This window comes from Solibacillus isronensis (assembly GCF_900168685.1).
Taxonomy (GTDB): Bacteria; Bacillota; Bacilli; order Bacillales_A; family Planococcaceae; genus Solibacillus; species Solibacillus isronensis_A.
Map to the genome: position 1 here is coordinate 172,189 of NZ_FVZN01000012.1, position 19,194 is coordinate 191,382.

A 19,194-nucleotide genomic window follows, 5' to 3' on the forward strand; every position below is an offset into this window, starting at 1 on the left:
GATTTAATTATCCTTGCTTCATTAATGACCTTTGAACATTTCAAAAAGGACAATGCACCAATGACTTTGCTTACGTATGTGGACCAGAAAAGTGTGAAATCCTCAAATGCGGGTTATTGCTACTTGAAAGCTGGCTATAAAAAGTTAGAGCATAAAAGCAGTAAGGGGCTACTAGCATTTACAGTGACGTATGACGATCTACTTGAAAAGGTACGTGAGCTCGTTTCAAAAGAACGTTGGTACCAAGATTTATCGGGGAGATTAGAGCGTATCCAATGGCAACAGCAAATGATGAATGAAGCATTTAGTGAATATGAGTTTGATATGGCCGTCGATTACGCAAACATGGCTTATCAAGAATTTCATAGCTTATTAAACAGTGTTTCAAAAATATTTGATATGTCATTTGAACATGCAGCACATTTCGTTAAGAGCATGGTTAAAATGCGTTATGAGAGTAATGTAAATATGGAGGACTTGTATATCACCTTAACCGAGTGGAACAGCTTAGAATGGACGCCTGAGCTTCAGAGCGTCATTGAAAAGGTTGAACAATTACTTACTATTTGCATTTTCACAAGTGAAAGGTTTCATATGGAGGAATCCATGAGTTTGCATTATTTGAACTGGATTGAACATGAAAATCATAGCTTTATATGAAAAAGCCAAATATAACGAGTAATTTTACTTAAAAAATATAACAAAGGATTGTTACGCTTCATTATGAAATCGTAGCAATCCTTTTTATTTTAGGTGTTAAAATTTATTTTAAATACCTTTGTATTAGGCGAAGAATTTTATATTAAAACCTAAATGCCTGACAATTTCAGTTTGAGCTTCATTAAATACTTTAATCTCTATATAAAGAGAACGCTCAAGATCTCCTAGTTTGTTATAACCTATAACATTTTGTTTTAATTCATTTTTTTTGATAAGGATTGACGGAACTTCTAATGACTCAATTGTTTCACCATCTTCATTCTCATCTCTTCCAAATTTTACGAGAATATTTTGTTCAAATTTATTTTTTATATCAAATAAAACATATAATTTTTTCTCAACTTCTTCAAAGTATATTCTTACAAATTGAATAAACAAGGCATCGTCATTTATTACATTGAAATAAAAACTTACATCATCTTCACTAACTGTAGTACCATTTGTAAAATCAAAATTAAGTATTTCTTTTTTCATTATTTACCTCCCAATTGGATAGTCTATAAACATTATACACTATCAATAAAAATTGATATATTTTACATTTTATAGTAATTATAGTAAAATACTTTTAGGAGGGATTATATGAAAAAACTAATAGTAATTTTTACAATGATTATTACATTTATCTCGGTATCGACTCCTACTAAGGCATCAATGTCAGAGATAAACAACATGGAAGGTACTTCAGATGAGTTAATTCAGCCTTATAGTCTAGAACTACTGAATGACGCAGTAAAATTTGAAGCGAATAGACAATGTCGGGGTGGTGTAGATGCTCGTTCAATAAATTCCGTTGAGGTAATTGAAAATTCTACTAACGAAAGTGATATTGAAGTTCAAAGCAGTAGTGGATGGTCAGATCAAAATGCCACAAGTGATGCAGGTTCAAAAATACGATTGACTAGTGAGAGATATTGTCATATATTCATGGCTCACATGCAATGGGCAAATGGATATCAAGTTGAAAACGTTTACGGTAGCACTCAATTTGATATGCTCCCCATTAAGTAGACAGATTAAAAAATATAATCTGTTTAACGAAATGGGGGCATTTTTTTGTCTAATAATAGATTTTCATTGGATACCAAAATTTTGGTTCTTAAATATTTAGAGGAAGGTCATTATTCTGTAAGAGAAATTTGTCGCATGTTTAATCTGAATGTAAGTAGATTATACGAATGGCAGGCTAAATATCAATTTGGAGGCTTAAACGCATTACTTCGTCCTGCGAAAAATACAATCTATCCACAAGAATTGAAAAAAAACGCTATTGAAGATTACTTAACAGGAGACTATTCAAAGTACGAAATTATTATCAAATATGGAATCAGTAGTTACTCAGTATTCAATAAGTGGTTAAAAAATTATAATAGTCATAGTGAATTAAAAGACTCGAATCAAAGGATGAGCCAAACTATGATTAAAGGAAGAAAAACTACTCTAGAAGAACGAATTGAAATTGTGAAAACTTGTCTAAAGAATCAAAAGGATTATAAAAAAACGGCAACTCAATATAATGTGACTTACCAACAAGTATACCAGTGGGTACGGAAGTTTGAAGTTGGTGGCGAAGAATCTCTTGAAGATCGCCGTGGGCGAATAAAATCAGTAGATGAACGTACACCAGAAGATAAATTACGATTAAAAATCCAACAAATAGAACGTGAAAATGAAAGATTACGTGCTGAAAATTTACTTTTAAAAAAGTTAGAGGAAATCGAAAGGAGGCTTCGTTAAGTAAAATTCGTACGCAGGGTCATTATCTAGCTATTCAAGAATTAGCAGAAAAAGAAAAATTTCCGATTATATTACTTTGTAAATTAGCTAACGTATCACGAGCAGCTTATTATAAATGGTTAAACCGCAAGCCTACATCGCAAGAATTGGAAAACAAACAGTTAGTAGCATCCATTAATCATTTATATAAACAAGTAAATGGTATTTACGGCTATCGTAGAATCACGATGACAATCAATCGCCAAAGAGAAATGGAGGGCTTAAATAAAGTAAATAAAAAACGTATTTATCGTCTTATGCAAATTTCCGAATTACAGGCAGTTATTCGACGCCGTCCGAAAAAGTACCGTAAGGTAACGCCAGATTACACAGCTGAGAACGTATTAGCACGCAAATTTACGGCCAAAAAGCCAAATCAAAAATGGTGTACAGACGTAACTGAATTCCAGTATGGAAATGGTAAAAAGGCTTATTTAAGTGCGATTATTGATCTTTATGACAAGTCGATTGTAAGTTACAAATTAGGACATTTAAATAATAATGACTTAGTTTTCAAGACCATTAAACCAGCTATACGCCAGTTAAATCAAAAGGAGTTTCCTATCTTGCATAGTGATCGAGGATATCAATATACATCAAAAGAATTCAAGCGAATCATAGAGAAAGCAAATCTGACACATAGTATGTCGAGAGTCGGCCGCTGTATTGATAATGGACCGATAGAAGCGTTTTGGGGGACTCTAAAAGTAGAGAAGTATTATTTACAAAAATTTGAGACGTACGATGAGTTAAAACATGCGATTGATACATACATAAAATTCTATAACAACGAACGATATCAAGAAACATTGAACGGCTTGAGTCCTATAGAATTCAGGTCTCAAGCCGCTTAAAGCATTTTTATTATTTACACTGTCTACTTGACAGGGTGCAGTTCATACAACAACGTTTACTGATTTTTCTTTTGACTCAAAACATTTGGGAATGCAATTTTTGTATGGAGATGAATATAAATTTTATGTAATTCGATAAGTAATATTTTATTAGTGTGAATTAACTAGACCTGCCATTAATTCTACAATATTTTTTAAATATGAAGATATAAAGAAACTATTTATAGCTAAAATAACTAAAGATATTGCAACAATAAATTTTATAAATTTATCCAAATTAATCCACCTTTCTTCAACTGTTTATAAAATTAAAAGAATGTTTATAAACGTAGAATTTTTTAACTCCCTTCCACATTACATTACCATATATATCATTTGAATAAGGGATTTGGTTCCCTATGATCATTAGCTTAGAGTCCCTAACTAACTCACCAAATGTTCTTTAATAAGCGAATAATCATTTTAGGTACAAACATTAAAATGTTCCAAGCCACTACAAATAATATGGAACTGGTAAGCTCCCTTAACAACTCAATAAAAATGCCGTCCTGTCTTTCTCTTTTATTATTTTTCATTTACTAACTCCAAGCAACTCAAGATTTATTTAAATTATAATTCATTTATTTTTGAAAGCAATCGATTAAAGAAATAAAGTCCTCAATAAGTCGTTTGGTAACAATAATAAGGTGTCCTCCTTATTCCACAAACTGGGCGCGATCCTTCAATAAGAAGATCGCGTTTTTCCGTTATAGGGCCATATTGTGGAGCAACATTTTTTTGGGGGAGTGTAAAAAAAAGATGCAGATTTATAACGATAAAAGAATGGCTATACAAGTTTTTATGCAAATTAAAGATCATACCCAGTAAGCAAAAAGCCCTTATATCAAGGGTTTAGGAGACTTGCATAAAATAGCGTATAAACAATGTTCCATAAAAAAACAGACAAACGTTGATTTAATAACGTTTGTCTGTTTTTTTTGCGTCCCCAAACTTTCATTTGGGAACATTATTCGGTTTATTTATGTATACATTATTAGTTCTTGTTGAATTAAACCCCCGTCTATTAAATTAGAAGTTAACGATTAGCGTAATATTATTTTGAATTTGTTATTCCATTTTCAATTAAATATCTAGCTTTAGATTCAATCATTTCAATATAGTTATTTTTATTAAAAGGTTTTGTTAATTCAGCAATCCTTCTCAAACTTCCTTTTGTCTTTGTTTTATTATTTTGAACATCCACAAATACAGTTAAATATACTTCACCATTATATTTCACTACCCCTGTAACTTGTTTTTTCTCTAAATCTATATTCGTATATTCAGGTACGATTTTTAATGGTGCAAAGGTTGTCCATCCCACCGAATTTTGTTTTGATTTCAGTCCAATCTTAAATATAAAATAACTAACAAATTTTTTTATTTTAGATATCATTTTTCCCCTCCACATGGATTTTATCAGACCTTATTGAACTAAACTGCTTTGTTAGTTAAAGAAAGCTACCAAAGTGTCATTTGGGAACGTTATTTTGAATACAAACTAATAAAAAAATCATTAGATTTATTTTTCTAATGTAACATATCGGTTAATAATTAATATATAGAATGGATATAACACCATAATGCCATATATCAAAATATTAAAGATTGGAAACAATGTTTCACCAGAACTTAGGGGAAACAAATAGGTAAATAAATAATAAAAAAGAATAAAATATGGGCACCAGATAAGGGCTAACCAGTAACCGAATTTTTTATTTAACACCCATTTTTTTGTAAGAAATATAACTAATAGTGTCGATAATATAAGTCCTACTAAGATAATTACAGGAATAATCATCATAACAGCATCTAAATTCCATCTAGTTATCCTGCTAATACGATATACGTTGATTATAAGTTCAATTGCAATAAATAATGATAAAGCATATAGGATACTAATTAGATTTATTTTTATAATTTTCTTCACATACACCCTCCTTTTCTTCAATGATTAAATAGACAAAATATATAGAAAAAAGTTGCAATTTATGCAATCGGAATATGTTATTAATTATAATTCAAAACATTCCCAAAGCGATGTTTGGGAACTTTCAAGGTTAATTAGTTATTTTTAAAAATATAAGAGTACCAACCTTTTTTTGATTTTAAATCCAATAAGTCTGCAAACTGCCAAGCGTTATAGTCTGTTGTATCAACTTCGAATTCTACGCTCCTAATACCTTTATTTTGTAAGGAGATAAGCTGTTTCTTTAAGATAGGTAGCAAATTCACATTCCCTTGTTGACCGACCCAACCCATTTCATAATGTTTTTCATCAATAGGATGGACGAATAGATAAGCAACAACCCGATAATTTTCAATAGCGACAAAACTCAACTCTAAATCGGGATTGTCCTCTAATAATTTCTCTTTCCAAGCGAGCCAATCTTCTGTTTGTGCAGGATTATCTAAATGAGTTTGTTCATAGCTGTGTTTCAAAAGTTTAAATAATTCTTCCTCTAACGAAGGTTGTGTTAATACTTTTTTGAGCGAAAGCAATGTTTCAGGTACTGCTATGTCGTCTAGTTTTTCTACCAACGTGTGTATCTCATATTTCTCCATATACGTTTTTCGGAAAAGTTGGAAAGGGAACATCTGCAAAAGCTTTATTTTTTCGACTTCATCTTCCCAGCATGAAAAAACAATTCGATCATAAGGAGCTTGAATCGTAAGCATTTTGTTCAGCAATTCCTCTGTCGCATTACTAGAAAAGTGAATATATTTAGCAAGTGGGTGGTTGGGGTTGCCCCAACTTATGCCTAGACTTTTAATTGTTTGGCCTTCAATTTCAGCAATTAAGTCGTGATAATGGTTGGACTCAATACGCCAGTACACGTCTTGTAAAGACTTTTTTAGCTGTTCATCGATTTTATATTGATGCATATGAGCTAAGTTTATAATGCTCGAATAATTACTCATGATGGTACTCCTTATTAATAGGCTCATTTTCTCTCACATATAACCGCATATAACGATAACCACTTTCTAAATCATCCGTTAGCTGAAAGCCGAGGCGTAGCCAAAATTACTGCGCGTTTCTATTTTCCGGCTTTACTGGTAACGAAATTCGTTTCGCTTCATAATTTGTGCATAAATAATCGATACAAAGCTTACCTGCCTCCGTTCCGTACCCTCTTTTTTGAAAGCGATCATCAATTAAAAAGTTAATAATTTGAGGGTTATTATTGCCAATATACATTAAAACGTAGCCGACCATTGTAGAATCTTCGTAAATAGCGAACGGGCGAGCACCGTCGTAAAGCAGCCACGCTTCAGCTAGAGATAGCACAACGCTATCGACAAGTCCAGCCTCTATTGCGCTCGTATGTAATTGTAAGCATTCTTCAAAATTGTCCTCGTTAATTTCTTTTAGCCAAATCAAAAGATTGCTTCCTAAAATTTATTGAATGATTCGAGTCGGCTAAAAATGGCTAACGCCAAAAAATTCGGTTAGCGATGTTTCGCATCTTTTTTCATGCCACTCATGATAAAGCTTAAATACTTTCATGACATCGCCACTATGGCAATGTTCTACTAAATAATGAATTGCCGCCGAACTTCGCCAATAATTTAACATGACGGATGCAACAGATGATTCATTGTAGCTGCCTGTACCAAATGCATCTAAAGAGAAGTTGCCGTACTTATTCTTGAATAGATCAATCATTAGCTGCTCAACTATTTTTAAATCATTATATTGCTGCTCCGTTAATGTTAATTTTTGAGATAGATATTCACACATACCTTCTTCAAACCAAATGCTATCAGTTCGCGCATCCTCAAATTCATCTGGAAATAGCTCAATGTGGTGTGTTAATTCATGAGCTAATACACAAAAAACATCATCAATTGTCATAGATTGAAAATAGTGCTTTAACTGTCTCATTACATCGCTAGAAGGTAGCCCTTCGTTTTCTAAAAGAGAAAGATAAAACTCCTTCCAGTCCTCCACATTAGGGGTTATAAAAATTGTGTCCTTGTTCGTATATGCCGGAACCGGTTTTTTCGAGAAAACAGTCATGGCGTTTTCGCTCGTTGTCCATACAATTGTTTTAGGTAGCTCTTTTAATTCAAATTCGTTAATCAGACGTTGTTTATATTGTGTTAATTTATTATTTAAAATGGCTATGCTATCGGCATTATTTTTATATTCCTCGATACTTTCAAATGCAAAAATTTGTTTCATGTATTTTGATAACTCCTTACGTATTAATTACTTCTCAATATAGTAAATTTGGCTGTATGTACGATGCTTGAAAAATATACAATGATAATAACTAGTAATGGTTTCATTTGCATCGGCTTATGCTCCTTCATTTGCGAATCTCTTTCTAGGATAGCGTGCTTAATTTATATTTGATAGGTAAAAAATAGTTAGTAATTGTTTTCTACCTACAATGACAAAAAGCTATCTAGCCACTTAGCTAGATAGCCTAATAAGATGTATAACTATATCTATTTTTTTGCATAAACTATTTTCTTAATCGTTTCAATAGATAAAAAATAGGTTATGGCTAGCTGCTCTACATTTTCACCATTTGAAAAGGCTTGTCGAATTTGTAAATTACGCTCGTCAATGGCTGCTCGGATCCCGCTTTTAGAGCCCCATTTCTTACGTGTTATAGGGTGTTTCGGTATGTAAATGGTCTCACCTTGTACATATTTTTGGATTTCAGTTAATAGATGCTGAGGTATAACCTCGTTTGCGTTTTTATAATTCATAAAGCTCGCTCCCTTATTTTGAATTAAAAATAAATAAGGTGCAAAGCCATATTATTAAAAAGTAGTTGAGCGATTAATTTTATGATGAATGCCCATGCAAAGTTTCGCTTTTCTAATAATAGACTTTGCATGGGTTTCAACACTAGTAAGCCTGATGTTATGTAATGTCATTGTCAATTTCACCTCCAAACCAATTTTTCAAAACTAATATTGTCTATTATAACTGAATATACGAATAAAATTGCAATAAATCAGAATAATAGAATTCATTAAACTAAAATACATATCAACTATCTATTTACAGAGTATAGATGCACCCAAACCGACGTTTGGTAACATAATTTTCTAGTCCTGTACTCAAAATCGTATTTGTGCTTCTTTTTTATGTAAGGTAGTAGACCACATGAATATGACGAACCCTTATTCCACAATCTGGGCGCGTTTCTTCAATAAAAAGGTCGCGTTTATCCGTTATAGGGCCATATTGTTGAGGAAATCACATATTGTATAAAGCAATTCAGATTATGAAGTATTACAATTAACTAACGGTCAGAATAGTGGAAGAATAACTGTTATAATTTAGTGACAGAGGATGCTGTGAGAATATTCTAGGGAATAGGAGACTAATAATTAATGAATAAAAAAATAGGTCTATTAGGATTATTGGGGTTATTTTTATTTTTATTCGGTATTTACATATCACAATGGACACTTTTTGGCATAGCGATTGGTATTGGTGGAGGTTATGTTATGGGGCTCAGTTCATTAAAATTATTTAATTAATTATTGAACAAAACCAGCTAAGAGAATCTTATGAGTATTCAACAATCGTGCGCAATTCTATATCAAGGAATTGTGTCTTTTTTAGTTTCCATCTTAATAAATGGTATTACTTATTTGAACCAAATTGTTGAGTAAGGAGTTGAGTTAATGAATAAATGGAAGCTAGAAGCTGATTCAGAAACTATCGTTATCACAGAAGGGAGACTACGAAAAGGACTTCTGTGTTATTTTACGCAAAAGTCCTTTATAAATGTAGGATAAGCTATTGTTCCCGATGTTGAAAACAACTCATAGTATTATTTTTTCTCCGAGATTATCTAAATCCCTTTTTAAGTTAAAAATAACAAGTATTTTATGTGACCTTTCTGTAACTCGACCAAAATCTACAACTTGTTGTATTTCAACTAAGTCATTTGTATAAATTTTTTGTGAGTCTCTAACTTCGGTAATTGTCTCACCTATGTTAATAGCATCCCAATTTAATACGTTTAGTTCAACTGCTGCTTGATATGAAGTTTTTATATTCAAGTAATCATCTCCCAATTCAGTAAATTACTGAAAATTTTTATGAAATTATAACATACTTAAACCAAAATATGGGGGGGATGGTTAGGATTTTAGAAATAATACTGATAGCAGTGGTTTTAGTAAATCTTATAAATATGTTGATTGGAATGGTTTTGTACTACTACTTAGAATCAAAAGGTTATTAAGCCATTCGAACATATTATTTAGTAGTATTCCACAATCTGGGCGCTTTTCTTAAATAAGAGAAGTGCTTTATTTAATGTTAGGGCCAGATTGGGGTGTACAACATTCGAAACGCTTTTCTGAAAGGGCTGCACTTAAAGGCGATAAAAAAGAACAGTAATCGCTTAGTGGTATTCTAAACGGCGTAGGGGTTAGAGCTTATGTCATTGTACTAAAATATAAATATTTGTCCGAATGAATAAAAAACGAGCTACAGCAATTCCAACATGGACGCTGCAGCTCGTTTTACTTTTTAATTGCGAATCATAAAATGCTCAATAATTTCCGTCATATTTTCATCGGTATGTTTTACCGTCATATCTTTTAATAGCCAACCTCCATGATTTTGTAATGGTGCTACATCGTATAGCTTGGCATAGGCATTGTAATAACCGGTTAATTTTTCAACCATGTTTACAGGTTCATCATCTTCTTTCAGCCAATTTACTTTACCACGACAAATGACATTATCATATTCATCATGAACAATGGCACTTTGTATCGTTAAATCTTCATCATTCATGGAAAATGCTACGTAATAATCATTGTCTAAAATCATACCGAAGATTATTTTATCGCCATAGCCAAAGTCACGACCTAGTTCCATTGTGATACCAACCACGCTCGACAGTCGTAGCATCGGATACGCTAAATGATCCCAACCATGCTCATAATGTTGCTCTAAATAATCGGCTTTTGAAATTTCTTTAATGTTTGTCATGTTTTCTATCTCCTTAATATGGTTCTGTTATTTGTATGGTCTGTCTCTTACATTTCAGGCATTGCACAGCAACGAAGGGGGACATTTGCTCGTAAATAAGCCAAGTCCTCGTCGTTTAGAGGTACGACTTTATGTGTCTGATCTAACTTTGCAAATATGCATGTGCCGGGAATGTGGTAAACGCGGTCGTCAATATCTTTCACCATATATAAGTGTTCGCCAGCCATTAAGCCGTCATCGTCTGATAATACAGTGAAGTTATTTTCTAAATCAGTGAATGTTATAAGGGGAGGGTGTTCTCGATCAATATGTTGGGCTAACACTTCCAGCTTGGATTTCTTGGTTGCCTTGATTGATAATTCAACATCCTCATGCGGTATTGTGTACATTACGCCTGCTCTTACTAATAAATATACTTTTGTCATTTTCTATATTCTCCTTAACCTAATTTAATCGTTACGACAGAAGCATATAAGCTCTCCTGCGCGGTGTTTTCGTCATTGGTTTGCACTTGTTGATGATTACTCGGAACAGGCTTCATTTGGCTTGTATTGAGCTTTATATTCGTTGGATATATTTCATGTGGGAAATATATATGGCGGAAAGGCTCAACATGTTCAGGAATCGGTATGTTTCGGCTAATAAATGAGCAACGTTGGCGGTACTCTGCCTCAACCTTTTGAGCAGATACGATTTCATTTCCTAGTGCTGTATTTGGTAATACAGTGTGTAGCGGTGTGCTTTCATTCATATCATTTGCTACAAGCTTTTTATTTAGCTCAATTGGCGAGTAAACGATGTTTGCTTGCACAAAGTAGACTGTTCGAAGGAACAACGCGATTACAACTGGCAATGTGATTACTGGCCAGTCCGATATGAACGTAAGTTGCAGCTGTAATTTTACATAGAAGATCCATGCGAAAGGGGCTACTAGATAAATGAAATGTCTGATTAAAAGTTTGGGACCGATTATCAGTAAGTGAAAAGCTCTTTTGTCAGGGGTAGATTTTGTAGCGCGTGAAGCATTGGCTAGTTTTTCGTGGAAAGCAGTAACGACTTCTTTATAGAATTTGTCGCTTGCTATGAAGCCAAGTTCTGGATTGTGCGCACGTGGAGGTTCCAGTAAGTACAAAGTCAATAGTGAGGACATTTCGCTCGTAAATCTAAAGCGTTTGTTTTCGGCTTTAAATTGCTTTAAACGAAGTGTGTCGAACACCTTGTATTTGTATTTTCTGTTTACCTTCAGTACGGCAGGTAAAATGTATAAAGCGAGTAAGACCTGCCACCATTCCATAATAAAATCTGAATAAATGTGTTTGTAATTCGTACCTTGTGCTAAATCAAGCAAAACCAATACAATGTATAGTCCTGCTATTGCTACTAAGGGTTTAAGCATACAATTCAACTCCTTAAAAATAGGTTCTCGTCAGTTTCTATAAATAATGTTTTTTTGTCTAATAAAAAAAAGCACGCTAAAAAGGGCATAATAAGCCAATTTTAGCGTGCTTGATTTCAAAAAAAGGAACTCTATACCAATGGATAGAGGAAAAAGAAATAATAACAAAATAACAATATTTATAATGAAAGCGTATCAAATATTTGTATTAAAATAAAGTTTTTTTAAATAAGGTTTCGTGCTATACTTTGATTATTATTACTTTTACTTATTTTTTTATTTTTGCTCAGCCATTGGATTGAGCCATTATTACTCGAAAACGCTTATTTAGGCGATTGATCTTTAGGCATTACTATGTCTAAAAACCCATCAATCTCTTAAATAAGCGTTTTTTTATGCTTAAAAATGCTTTAAAAATTTAGGAGGTGCTTTCTATTGGAAAACAAGGATTATACGAGATTTAGTTGCTGCGCATATTGGCAACAGTGTGATTTAGGGCGAGGTGCATGTGTATTTGATACTACAGAACCTAACAAAAAATTATTCTGCGGTGCTTATCTTAACCGCGATCTACGTAATGACTTACAGCAAGAGGTAAAAACAGAGAAAGTTGAAGTTACTGAGCCAACGCTTTTTGAGCTTCCTGTCACTGTTCCTGAGCCAACTGCTACCAATCAACATGACGATTTATTTTTATTTGAACTTGAAGAAACTCCGTCGGCTCCACAACCGAAATCAGCTAAAAAGCCTGATTTTATTGAGGCGACAGGTCAGTTTACACTATTTTAAGGAGAGATTACTATGTTACAGATGAATTTATTTGACGAACTTATCCGCATGAACAAAGACAATACGTTAAAGGAGAAACCTTTTTTTAATGACTGGATTTTAGTAGACGGGAATAATTTAATTAACCGTACTTACTATGTGACAGAGAAAGTTGACAAGCGTTCACCAGACGGAAAGCTTATTCCAGCTGTACGTCTCGCTTTAAACATGGTGCTAGAATATCAAGAGAAGTTAAATGCTCAATTAGTGTTCTTCTTTGATAAAGGGCGCGGTTTCCGAGCGAATTTGTACCCCGAGTACAAAGCCAATCGAGATTCTAAACCTACACCACCCGGTTTAACAGAACAAATGGAAACTTTAAAAGAGGTTTTAAGTCATGCTCAAATTCCTGTATTTACGGATGAATTGTTAGAGGCCGATGATCTAATCGCGAGTGCCGCAAACAATTTAAACGGACATAAATACATTTTAAGTAACGATAAAGACCTTCTACAGCTAGTTAGCTCAGAAGTGACGGTTGTTGCACGTAAGGGAAAAGAGGATGTGTATTATACTCCTGAACGTTTTGAGGAAGAATGGGGCTTGAAGCCAGTTCAAATTGTTGATGTAAAGGCATTGGCTGGTGATAGCTCGGATAATATAAAAGGCGTTGCAGGAATCGGTGAAAAAGGTGCAAAATCGTTGATTGAACATTTTGGAACAATCGAAGCGATTAAAAAGCCTTTCCCTAAACCATTATTCAGATACGAAAAGTATTTTGATGAAGTGGGTGTGGAAACAGCTGCATTCTGCAAGGTTTTAACGACATTAAAGATAAATGAATTTATAAAGGTCCAACGATATCATTTTTCAGAGTACGGGCTTAAAAGCGTGTGCTCGTCGCTTGGCATTTATTTAAATCGTTTCTAATTATAAGAAAGTATGAGGAAGTACATTTTAAATGTGCTTCCTTTTGCTATTTGAAGGAGATTTTTTATGAAAGTTGACGTAGATAAAATTTGGGGACAAAACGAATTCGGGCTTTACACAAATAAATCTGTAGAGATTATTTCAACCTTGTATTTCGGTAAATACGAACACTCTTCTGATATAGAGGATCAGTTGGAAGATTGGTCGCTAGACGATTTAATCAATACGTTTGATCTTGTGTATGAAATGTACACTTACGAGGCTGGCGAGTATGAAGAAAATGAATTTGCCGAGCCTGAAGTGTATCAGCTAGCACACGAATTTTACAACGCTGCTAATATATCCGACGCGACGAACTATTATCTTAGACCAAAATCGAAAAAGAAGTTTTTTTAAGGAGAAAAAGTATATGGCTTTTTATTATGAAAGTGCAATTGGTAGTGGTGACAAGAACGTTATTATTCGTTCTTTATCACGAATTATGATAGCGAAGGTTTGTAAGCTCTTAAATATTGAATGGGATTTGCAATTTTATATGGGGTCTTCCAGTGACGAAAATGAGGGGTATCTAGAAGATTTACTTGAATTTTTACATGTTACAAACTCCGATTTCGAGTGGGACGATGAAACAGGCTACTTACATTTAAATCTAAACTTGCCTCGTAACAAAATGGAGTCACTTGTTGAAGCACTTTGTGATGGTTGGTCCGAGTTTTACTATGAGGAAATTCTTGACGAGGAAACCGGTGAGCCAGTTGAGTTTGAGACTTATTCAGAAACAGGTGTAACCCTATATATGAACTACTATCGTGGTAGACCATGCCAATTTTTTAAGGAATATTACGAGTTAATTTTAAGAAAAGGAAATGAGAAAAATGACTAATAAAGTAATTGCTATTTTTGAGGATAATAAACATATCAAAATGGAACGTTATGAAAATGATACGAAGGTTGGTTCACGCCAAATGTTACCCGCTGATTATTTTGGGAGTATGGCAGCGAACTTAACTCCAGGTGCTTTAATGTCACTATTATTAGAGCACAGGGATTTCGAATCTTCACTTTCAAATTTGCATGATGAAGGAATTTTTGAGGACTTTTTAGCGACTGTCATACGTCATGTACCTAGTCATTTTTTAAATACAGGTGAAAATAACGAACTTGACCCAGGACTCGTTAAAATTTTTAGAGCTGTCGTGGAGAACGTTTGGACGTTCCGATCTATTGATACAAGGACATTGAATGAGTTTATGAAAAGATTGTCTGCGGATTCTCGTATTCAATTCGATGCCAACATGTTAGACCTAACGAAAAATCTAATGAGCCAGTTGTTACAAACACCTGTTGTTGAAAACGAAGAGAATAATGAGAAATTACGTATAGCTAGAATGTCGATGTTTAAATTTATGTATCGGTCATTAACGAAGCAGCAGCAAGAAGTTGAAAAAGACCTGCTGTATTCAATAATTGCTGGGTTTTCACCTACTGATTATTCCGAGTTTGTTAAAAGTACGCGTGAGGTTCTTACAGACCATGAAGTGACAGACTTTGAAGGGGTTATTCCTTCTGGCTGTTCATACGTTTTTAAAACGAATAAGCGTACAGTGTATGGCTTTGAGTTGAAAAAAGCACGTTATCGTATCAAATTCCATAATCAATTTATTGGGGAGATCGGACACCCACGTTTAGCATTTTTCTACACTGTAAATAGTGCTGGTTTTATTCATAGCATGCGTGTATATGCACTTAAAGACGATGGCAAGCAATTCAATGGCGATTCAGAGCTTTACCAATATCCATACTCTAACGTTTATTCCTGTGGAGAGGTTTGTTGGGGAGAGAAAAGTACATTTAGCTTTGACGATATGAGCTTTGCAGCGAGTGGATTTCTGATGGCAAACAATACGGGCCATTTAACTTCTGGTGCTATGGATTACCTAAAGGAATTCAAAGACGCTGATTTTGACGATGAAAAATTAATATTAAAAGGCAAATTGAAGGATACGTTATAAAACGTATCCTTTATTTTTGGAGGAAAATATATGTATGACAAATTAGTTGGTTTTATTGATGAACCGCGTACTGAACATGACGAAGCGTTTTTAAGACAAGTAGAATTTATGAAAGCTTTCCCTAAAAATCATAGAGCAAGTATTAGCGATATGAGAGAGCTATTTGATTCTATTACCATAGACGATTTACTCGCGATTAGAGAAAACCTTTGTAGCGTCTCTGTTTATTTTGAGGGCGATATGGAATTTTGCTTGGGTGAAAAAGATGCTGAACCAACCCATTATACGTTAATGGACGACAGCACATTGTATGAGCTTTGGCACTTAAAGACTAATAATAAAAAGAAATTCTTCTAGGAGCGAGAGAGTATGAAAATTAATACTGCTGTATCACAAGACGACCATGTAACAATGCTTAAAACCATTGATAAATTGATCATTTGCAAGATGATTGAAGACTATACAAAGAGGCCTGTTTCTTCAAATATCCGCATTTTTCACCAATATAATGAGTTTGTCGGCTACTTTTACGATGACTTATGGGAAGCATTAATGGAATTTATTGAGGAAACTGGAATAGGAGAAGCTGATATGGAAAACGATACGCTACGCATAAATCTGTATAGTTATGAGCGTATTCAGGACCTGGGGCTTGATGAAATAGATGAAAAATTAGAATTGCTTTTTAAGGAGTTGCAATCATTAAAGTGTACGTCATGGGAGGATCATGGTTTTCTCTATCTTCATTTAGAGGACTACGACTTCGAAAATCACTTGATTGCAAAAGAATTATTGAAATTTGACAACTATTGTTCTGAGATCGGAGAGAAAAGAAAATGACGATTAAAATTAATATTGAACCAAATAAAAACCCTGTAATTGAGCGTTATGAAAACGAGTTAAAGGTTGGTGCCCGTACAGTAAACATTTTGGAACTACAGAAAATGTTTGCAAGTGATTTACCAATCGATACGCTTTTATCGGTACTTATTCATGACCGGATTGACGAGTTTTCATTGCTATTAGAACAAGCTACGAGTGTCGATAACGAGGCGAGTGAGTTTGTTGATGTAATGTTAGAATACCTGAACGGTGAACTGATTAATGCCAGTCGTGCGATTAATGTTGAAAATATTCTAAAGCATTGTGAAGTAAATGCTGAAAACTTTTCAGTAGAACACTTCAATGAATTAATTCTGTTGTGGTCCAAGAAATTAAGAGAAAATCAAATTGATTTTTCTGGCCCTTTACGCGAATTGATTTCCTTAGCAAGTGCTAAAGAAATGCCAACAGCACAATTAATGGATTTCATTATGTTATGGGGAACGAAATTAAAGTTTGCATCGGCAAATGAAGAACTTTCACAGACCCATGTTAGTGCTTTTACGGAGCTAATAAAGATATTGCTTTCAAACGAGCATAATAGCCCATTAAGGAAAAGCTTAATTAAATTAGCTTTAAGTGAGGTTTCAACACCATCTAACCCTAATGAAATGCGAGCATGGCTTCTGAATGGGATTTCCGAATTAGACCAATTTGTATTAGAAGACGAGTTGGCACGTCGTAAAAAAGACCGTTTTACTCAAAAAGAAGCGCGCTTCTTTGCACCTTTACCTAAAAATGCCGTATTTATGGCACATACGAATAAGGGGAACGTGTTCTATTACGACTTACCTAAAAATCGGTACTTTACTAAATTTCAGTCGGTTATGTTCAAAGAAAAAGTTGGTTTTCCGCGTCTTATTTTTGCTATCACCGTTAATGAGCATTTCGAAGTCATTGACGCGAAATTAGCTGCCGCAAAAGGTAACAAATCGATTCACGAAGGTACACAGCTTTACAAGTACCCGTTTTCAAACGTTTTTTCAACAGGTCAACTTTGCTTCAATTTCAAAGGGATTCCATGCGATGAGCTTCCAGACGCATTTTTAAGCACATCGAATAACAGTCACCTAAGTAATGGGGGCTACGAATCGTTTAAAAAGTATGAGGGGCTCGATTTTGACGATGAAACACTGACGCCATTAAATGTAACCGTTGGTGAATTCTATTAATTAGAACTAATTTAGATGCTCTATTTCGTATTATAAAATATCCGAAATTGTTTATATATTTTAAAAGACTGTGCTTCCGCTATTATTGGAGGCACAGTCTTTTTTTTACCATTTTAATGTGTATGCTGTAATATTCTCGTAAAATGATTTGTTTTGTCGGATTTGTATATTATTGAGATAGTTATTACACCTTTTCTTAGGTTCCACCATCTTAACCGAAATAAAAGTATATATATGTTATCGTTTACTTATTATAACAAAGGTGGGTGTTAATATGAAAAAACTATTATCAATACTATTAGCTCTAAGTATATTTGTTTCTTATGGAGGCGTAGGTTACGCAGCAGGAAATATTCAAGAGAACAAAGACATTGTAGAACGCGTTATAATCGAGAAAGAATTTGTTGAAACTGATGAATTAGAATATATTAATGTCGAAGATTCTGAAATACAACCTATGGTCATACCAATTGTAGTTAATACTATAATACAATTTCTTGTACGTGGCACTTTAAAGGAAGCTGGAGAAAAATTCGGAAAACAAGTTGTAGTAAAATTACTTGGTAAGTCTCTTAAACAGTATAGTGATGTTTGGAAAGGCTTTAAAACTTATCGCGGAAGCATTAAAACAAACGGAGCATCCGGAAGTAAAAAACGCTACTATGAATGGGATTATACTCACCAAGATATTGAAGTCTATGATAGTAAAGGCAAACACTTAGGCAGTATGGATCCATTTAATGGCGAAATGTATAAACCGGCTGTAAAAGGTCGTACTATTAAACTGTAACAACAAGTATTCTAGTTAATAAATTTGAAGGTGGAATAAACTGTATGAAGAAGCAACGAGGCTTAAAAAGAAAAATTCGTAACGTAATCTTGGAAATTCAAAAAAACGCTAAGATGTTTCCAATCGAATTTTATAATGATTCTTATTTCAATTATTATGTGCCTGCTTCTAGTGATTTATTAGATTACTCACATAAAGTGCGTAGCCATATTTTACAAGAGCTGATTGATAATACAATTTATTTAATTCAAAACAAACCTTCCGAATATGCTGATACATTAATTACATTAATAATTAATCCTGATGAAATTAGAAATTCTCAAATTATTATTCATAAAAATCTAGAAAGTTATCGAGATTTTTATGTGAGAAATTCAGTGTGGCAACGTTGGAAAGTTGCTGTTCCAGAGCATGATATTAAAAAAACTCTGAATATCAATTACCCTCAAAATGTAAGTGTAGTAAGCATTGAAGAGATTTTACTTGAAGAAGAAGACGGGCGTGAACATGAAATAACAAATAGATTTTTTGTTATAGGTGAAATCATACCAGAAGTATTTTCTTTATAAATAAAAAGATTATCAGATTTGCATATAATAGTACGGAACAGTATATTTGATGACTGTTCCGTTTTTTTATATTGTTTATAATTAAGTTTGATTATTTGTTGAACTATATTACTTCAAATAACTTATTGCAACGGCCTTATTAATTAGATATAATTAACCTATATTTTATTTGATTACTTTTTTTATTGACTATTTGCCGAAACCACTGGTATATCGGCTTTCTTTAGCACTCAATCGAGTTGCAACATTCGAAACTCTTTCAAGGGATTCGTCTGTCTTGCTATCTATCGATTGGGTGCTTTTTTGT

24 protein-coding genes and 1 pseudogene are annotated in these 19,194 nt (G+C 33.6%); 14 read left to right on the plus strand and 11 right to left on the minus strand.

Annotation, left to right across the window (positions count from 1 at the left end; all coding sequences use genetic code 11):
• Positions 1-24 precede the first annotated feature (24 nt).
• Positions 25-660 (plus strand): hypothetical protein, encoded by a 636-nt coding sequence (locus B5473_RS05780; RefSeq protein WP_139377692.1) that lies wholly within the window; start codon positions 25-27, stop codon positions 658-660.
• 123 nt (positions 661-783) lie between these two features.
• Here B5473_RS05780 and B5473_RS05785 read toward each other — a convergent pair whose 3' ends face one another.
• Entirely contained in the window at positions 784-1,194 is a 411-nt protein-coding gene (locus tag B5473_RS05785) for a hypothetical protein (protein WP_079524041.1), read from the minus strand.
• A gap of 108 nt (positions 1,195-1,302) precedes the next feature.
• Between B5473_RS05785 and B5473_RS05790 the strand changes: the two genes are divergently transcribed.
• Positions 1,303-1,731 carry a hypothetical protein gene (locus B5473_RS05790; RefSeq protein WP_079524042.1) on the plus strand — a complete coding sequence of 143 codons (429 nt, stop codon included), beginning with the start codon at positions 1,303-1,305 and terminating at the stop codon, positions 1,729-1,731.
• A gap of 45 nt (positions 1,732-1,776) precedes the next feature.
• Positions 1,777-3,350, plus strand: a protein-coding gene (locus tag B5473_RS05795) for an IS3 family transposase (RefSeq protein WP_139377693.1) whose coding sequence is annotated in 2 segments (ribosomal slippage) — positions 1,777-2,416 and positions 2,416-3,350 — 1,575 coding nt in all. Because the reading frame shifts where the segments join, the coding sequence is not laid out codon by codon here.
• A gap of 1,093 nt (positions 3,351-4,443) precedes the next feature.
• Here B5473_RS05795 and B5473_RS05800 read toward each other — a convergent pair.
• The 6 genes from B5473_RS05800 to B5473_RS05825 form a co-directional block, all read right to left on the minus strand.
• Positions 4,444-4,785, minus strand: coding sequence for a hypothetical protein (locus B5473_RS05800; protein ID WP_079524043.1), 342 nt, complete (start codon positions 4,783-4,785; stop codon positions 4,444-4,446).
• A 126-nt stretch (positions 4,786-4,911) separates the two neighbouring features.
• Complete coding sequence (locus B5473_RS05805) at positions 4,912-5,319, minus strand: hypothetical protein (protein WP_079524044.1); 408 nt, start codon at positions 5,317-5,319, stop codon at positions 4,912-4,914.
• A 134-nt stretch (positions 5,320-5,453) separates the two neighbouring features.
• Complete coding sequence (locus tag B5473_RS05810; protein ID WP_079524045.1) at positions 5,454-6,311, minus strand: hypothetical protein; 858 nt, start codon at positions 6,309-6,311, stop codon at positions 5,454-5,456.
• A gap of 106 nt (positions 6,312-6,417) precedes the next feature.
• Entirely contained in the window at positions 6,418-6,774 is a 357-nt protein-coding gene (locus tag B5473_RS05815; protein ID WP_176142028.1) for a GNAT family N-acetyltransferase, read from the minus strand.
• Between the two features lie 39 nt (positions 6,775-6,813).
• A complete protein-coding gene (locus B5473_RS05820) occupies positions 6,814-7,578 on the minus strand; it encodes a hypothetical protein (protein WP_079524047.1) in 765 nt (254 codons plus the stop codon).
• Between the two features lie 269 nt (positions 7,579-7,847).
• Positions 7,848-8,114 (minus strand): CD3324 family protein, encoded by a 267-nt coding sequence (locus tag B5473_RS05825; RefSeq protein WP_079524048.1) that lies wholly within the window; start codon positions 8,112-8,114, stop codon positions 7,848-7,850.
• Between the two features lie 633 nt (positions 8,115-8,747).
• Here B5473_RS05825 and B5473_RS20615 point away from each other — a divergent pair.
• On the plus strand, positions 8,748-8,897 hold the full coding sequence (locus B5473_RS20615; RefSeq protein WP_176142029.1) for a hypothetical protein: 150 nt from the start codon (positions 8,748-8,750) through the stop codon (positions 8,895-8,897).
• Between the two features lie 288 nt (positions 8,898-9,185).
• On the opposite strand, the gene B5473_RS05830 is transcribed toward B5473_RS20615, so the two are convergent.
• The 4 genes from B5473_RS05830 to B5473_RS05845 all read right to left on the minus strand — a co-directional run bounded on the left by B5473_RS05830 (position 9,186) and on the right by B5473_RS05845 (position 11,764).
• On the minus strand, positions 9,186-9,425 hold the full coding sequence (locus B5473_RS05830) for a hypothetical protein (RefSeq protein WP_079524049.1): 240 nt from the start codon (positions 9,423-9,425) through the stop codon (positions 9,186-9,188).
• 475 nt (positions 9,426-9,900) lie between these two features.
• Positions 9,901-10,368: a hypothetical protein gene (locus B5473_RS05835; RefSeq protein WP_079524050.1), complete on the minus strand. Its 468-nt coding sequence runs from the start codon at positions 10,366-10,368 to the stop codon at positions 9,901-9,903.
• 47 nt (positions 10,369-10,415) lie between these two features.
• Positions 10,416-10,793 carry a hypothetical protein gene (locus tag B5473_RS05840; RefSeq protein ID WP_065217229.1) on the minus strand — a complete coding sequence of 126 codons (378 nt, stop codon included), beginning with the start codon at positions 10,791-10,793 and terminating at the stop codon, positions 10,416-10,418.
• Positions 10,794-10,807: 14 nt separating this feature from the next.
• Positions 10,808-11,764: a hypothetical protein gene (locus B5473_RS05845; RefSeq protein ID WP_079524051.1), complete on the minus strand. Its 957-nt coding sequence runs from the start codon at positions 11,762-11,764 to the stop codon at positions 10,808-10,810.
• Between the two features lie 435 nt (positions 11,765-12,199).
• Between B5473_RS05845 and B5473_RS05850 the strand changes: the two genes are divergently transcribed.
• The 10 genes and pseudogenes from B5473_RS05850 (at position 12,200) to B5473_RS05895 (ending at position 18,887) form a co-directional block, all read left to right on the plus strand.
• Positions 12,200-12,553 (plus strand): hypothetical protein, encoded by a 354-nt coding sequence (locus tag B5473_RS05850; RefSeq protein WP_079524052.1) that lies wholly within the window; start codon positions 12,200-12,202, stop codon positions 12,551-12,553.
• Between the two features lie 12 nt (positions 12,554-12,565).
• Positions 12,566-13,462: a 5'-3' exonuclease gene (locus B5473_RS05855; RefSeq protein WP_065217232.1), complete on the plus strand. Its 897-nt coding sequence runs from the start codon at positions 12,566-12,568 to the stop codon at positions 13,460-13,462.
• 66 nt (positions 13,463-13,528) lie between these two features.
• Entirely contained in the window at positions 13,529-13,858 is a 330-nt protein-coding gene (locus B5473_RS05860; RefSeq protein WP_079524053.1) for a hypothetical protein, read from the plus strand.
• 13 nt (positions 13,859-13,871) lie between these two features.
• Positions 13,872-14,345, plus strand: a complete 474-nt coding sequence (locus tag B5473_RS05865) for a hypothetical protein (protein ID WP_079524054.1) — start codon at positions 13,872-13,874, stop codon at positions 14,343-14,345.
• The gene (locus tag B5473_RS05870) at positions 14,338-15,474 is read left to right on the plus strand and encodes a hypothetical protein (protein WP_176142030.1); all 1,137 of its coding nucleotides are present in this window, start codon (positions 14,338-14,340) and stop codon (positions 15,472-15,474) included. Before B5473_RS05865 ends, B5473_RS05870 begins: the two co-directional genes overlap by 8 nt.
• A 30-nt stretch (positions 15,475-15,504) precedes the next feature.
• Positions 15,505-15,831 carry a hypothetical protein gene (locus tag B5473_RS05875; RefSeq protein WP_079524056.1) on the plus strand — a complete coding sequence of 109 codons (327 nt, stop codon included), beginning with the start codon at positions 15,505-15,507 and terminating at the stop codon, positions 15,829-15,831.
• Between the two features lie 12 nt (positions 15,832-15,843).
• Complete coding sequence (locus tag B5473_RS05880) at positions 15,844-16,314, plus strand: hypothetical protein (protein ID WP_079524057.1); 471 nt, start codon at positions 15,844-15,846, stop codon at positions 16,312-16,314.
• Positions 16,311-17,528 carry a hypothetical protein gene (locus tag B5473_RS05885; protein ID WP_079524058.1) on the plus strand — a complete coding sequence of 406 codons (1,218 nt, stop codon included), beginning with the start codon at positions 16,311-16,313 and terminating at the stop codon, positions 17,526-17,528. Before B5473_RS05880 ends, B5473_RS05885 begins: the two co-directional genes overlap by 4 nt.
• A 580-nt stretch (positions 17,529-18,108) precedes the next feature.
• Positions 18,109-18,318 (plus strand): annotated as a pseudogene (locus B5473_RS21190) (colicin E3/pyocin S6 family cytotoxin); the annotation flags it as partial.
• Between the two features lie 44 nt (positions 18,319-18,362).
• A complete protein-coding gene (locus tag B5473_RS05895; protein ID WP_079524060.1) occupies positions 18,363-18,887 on the plus strand; it encodes a DUF3916 domain-containing protein in 525 nt (174 codons plus the stop codon).
• Positions 18,888-19,194: the final 307 nt, after the last annotated feature.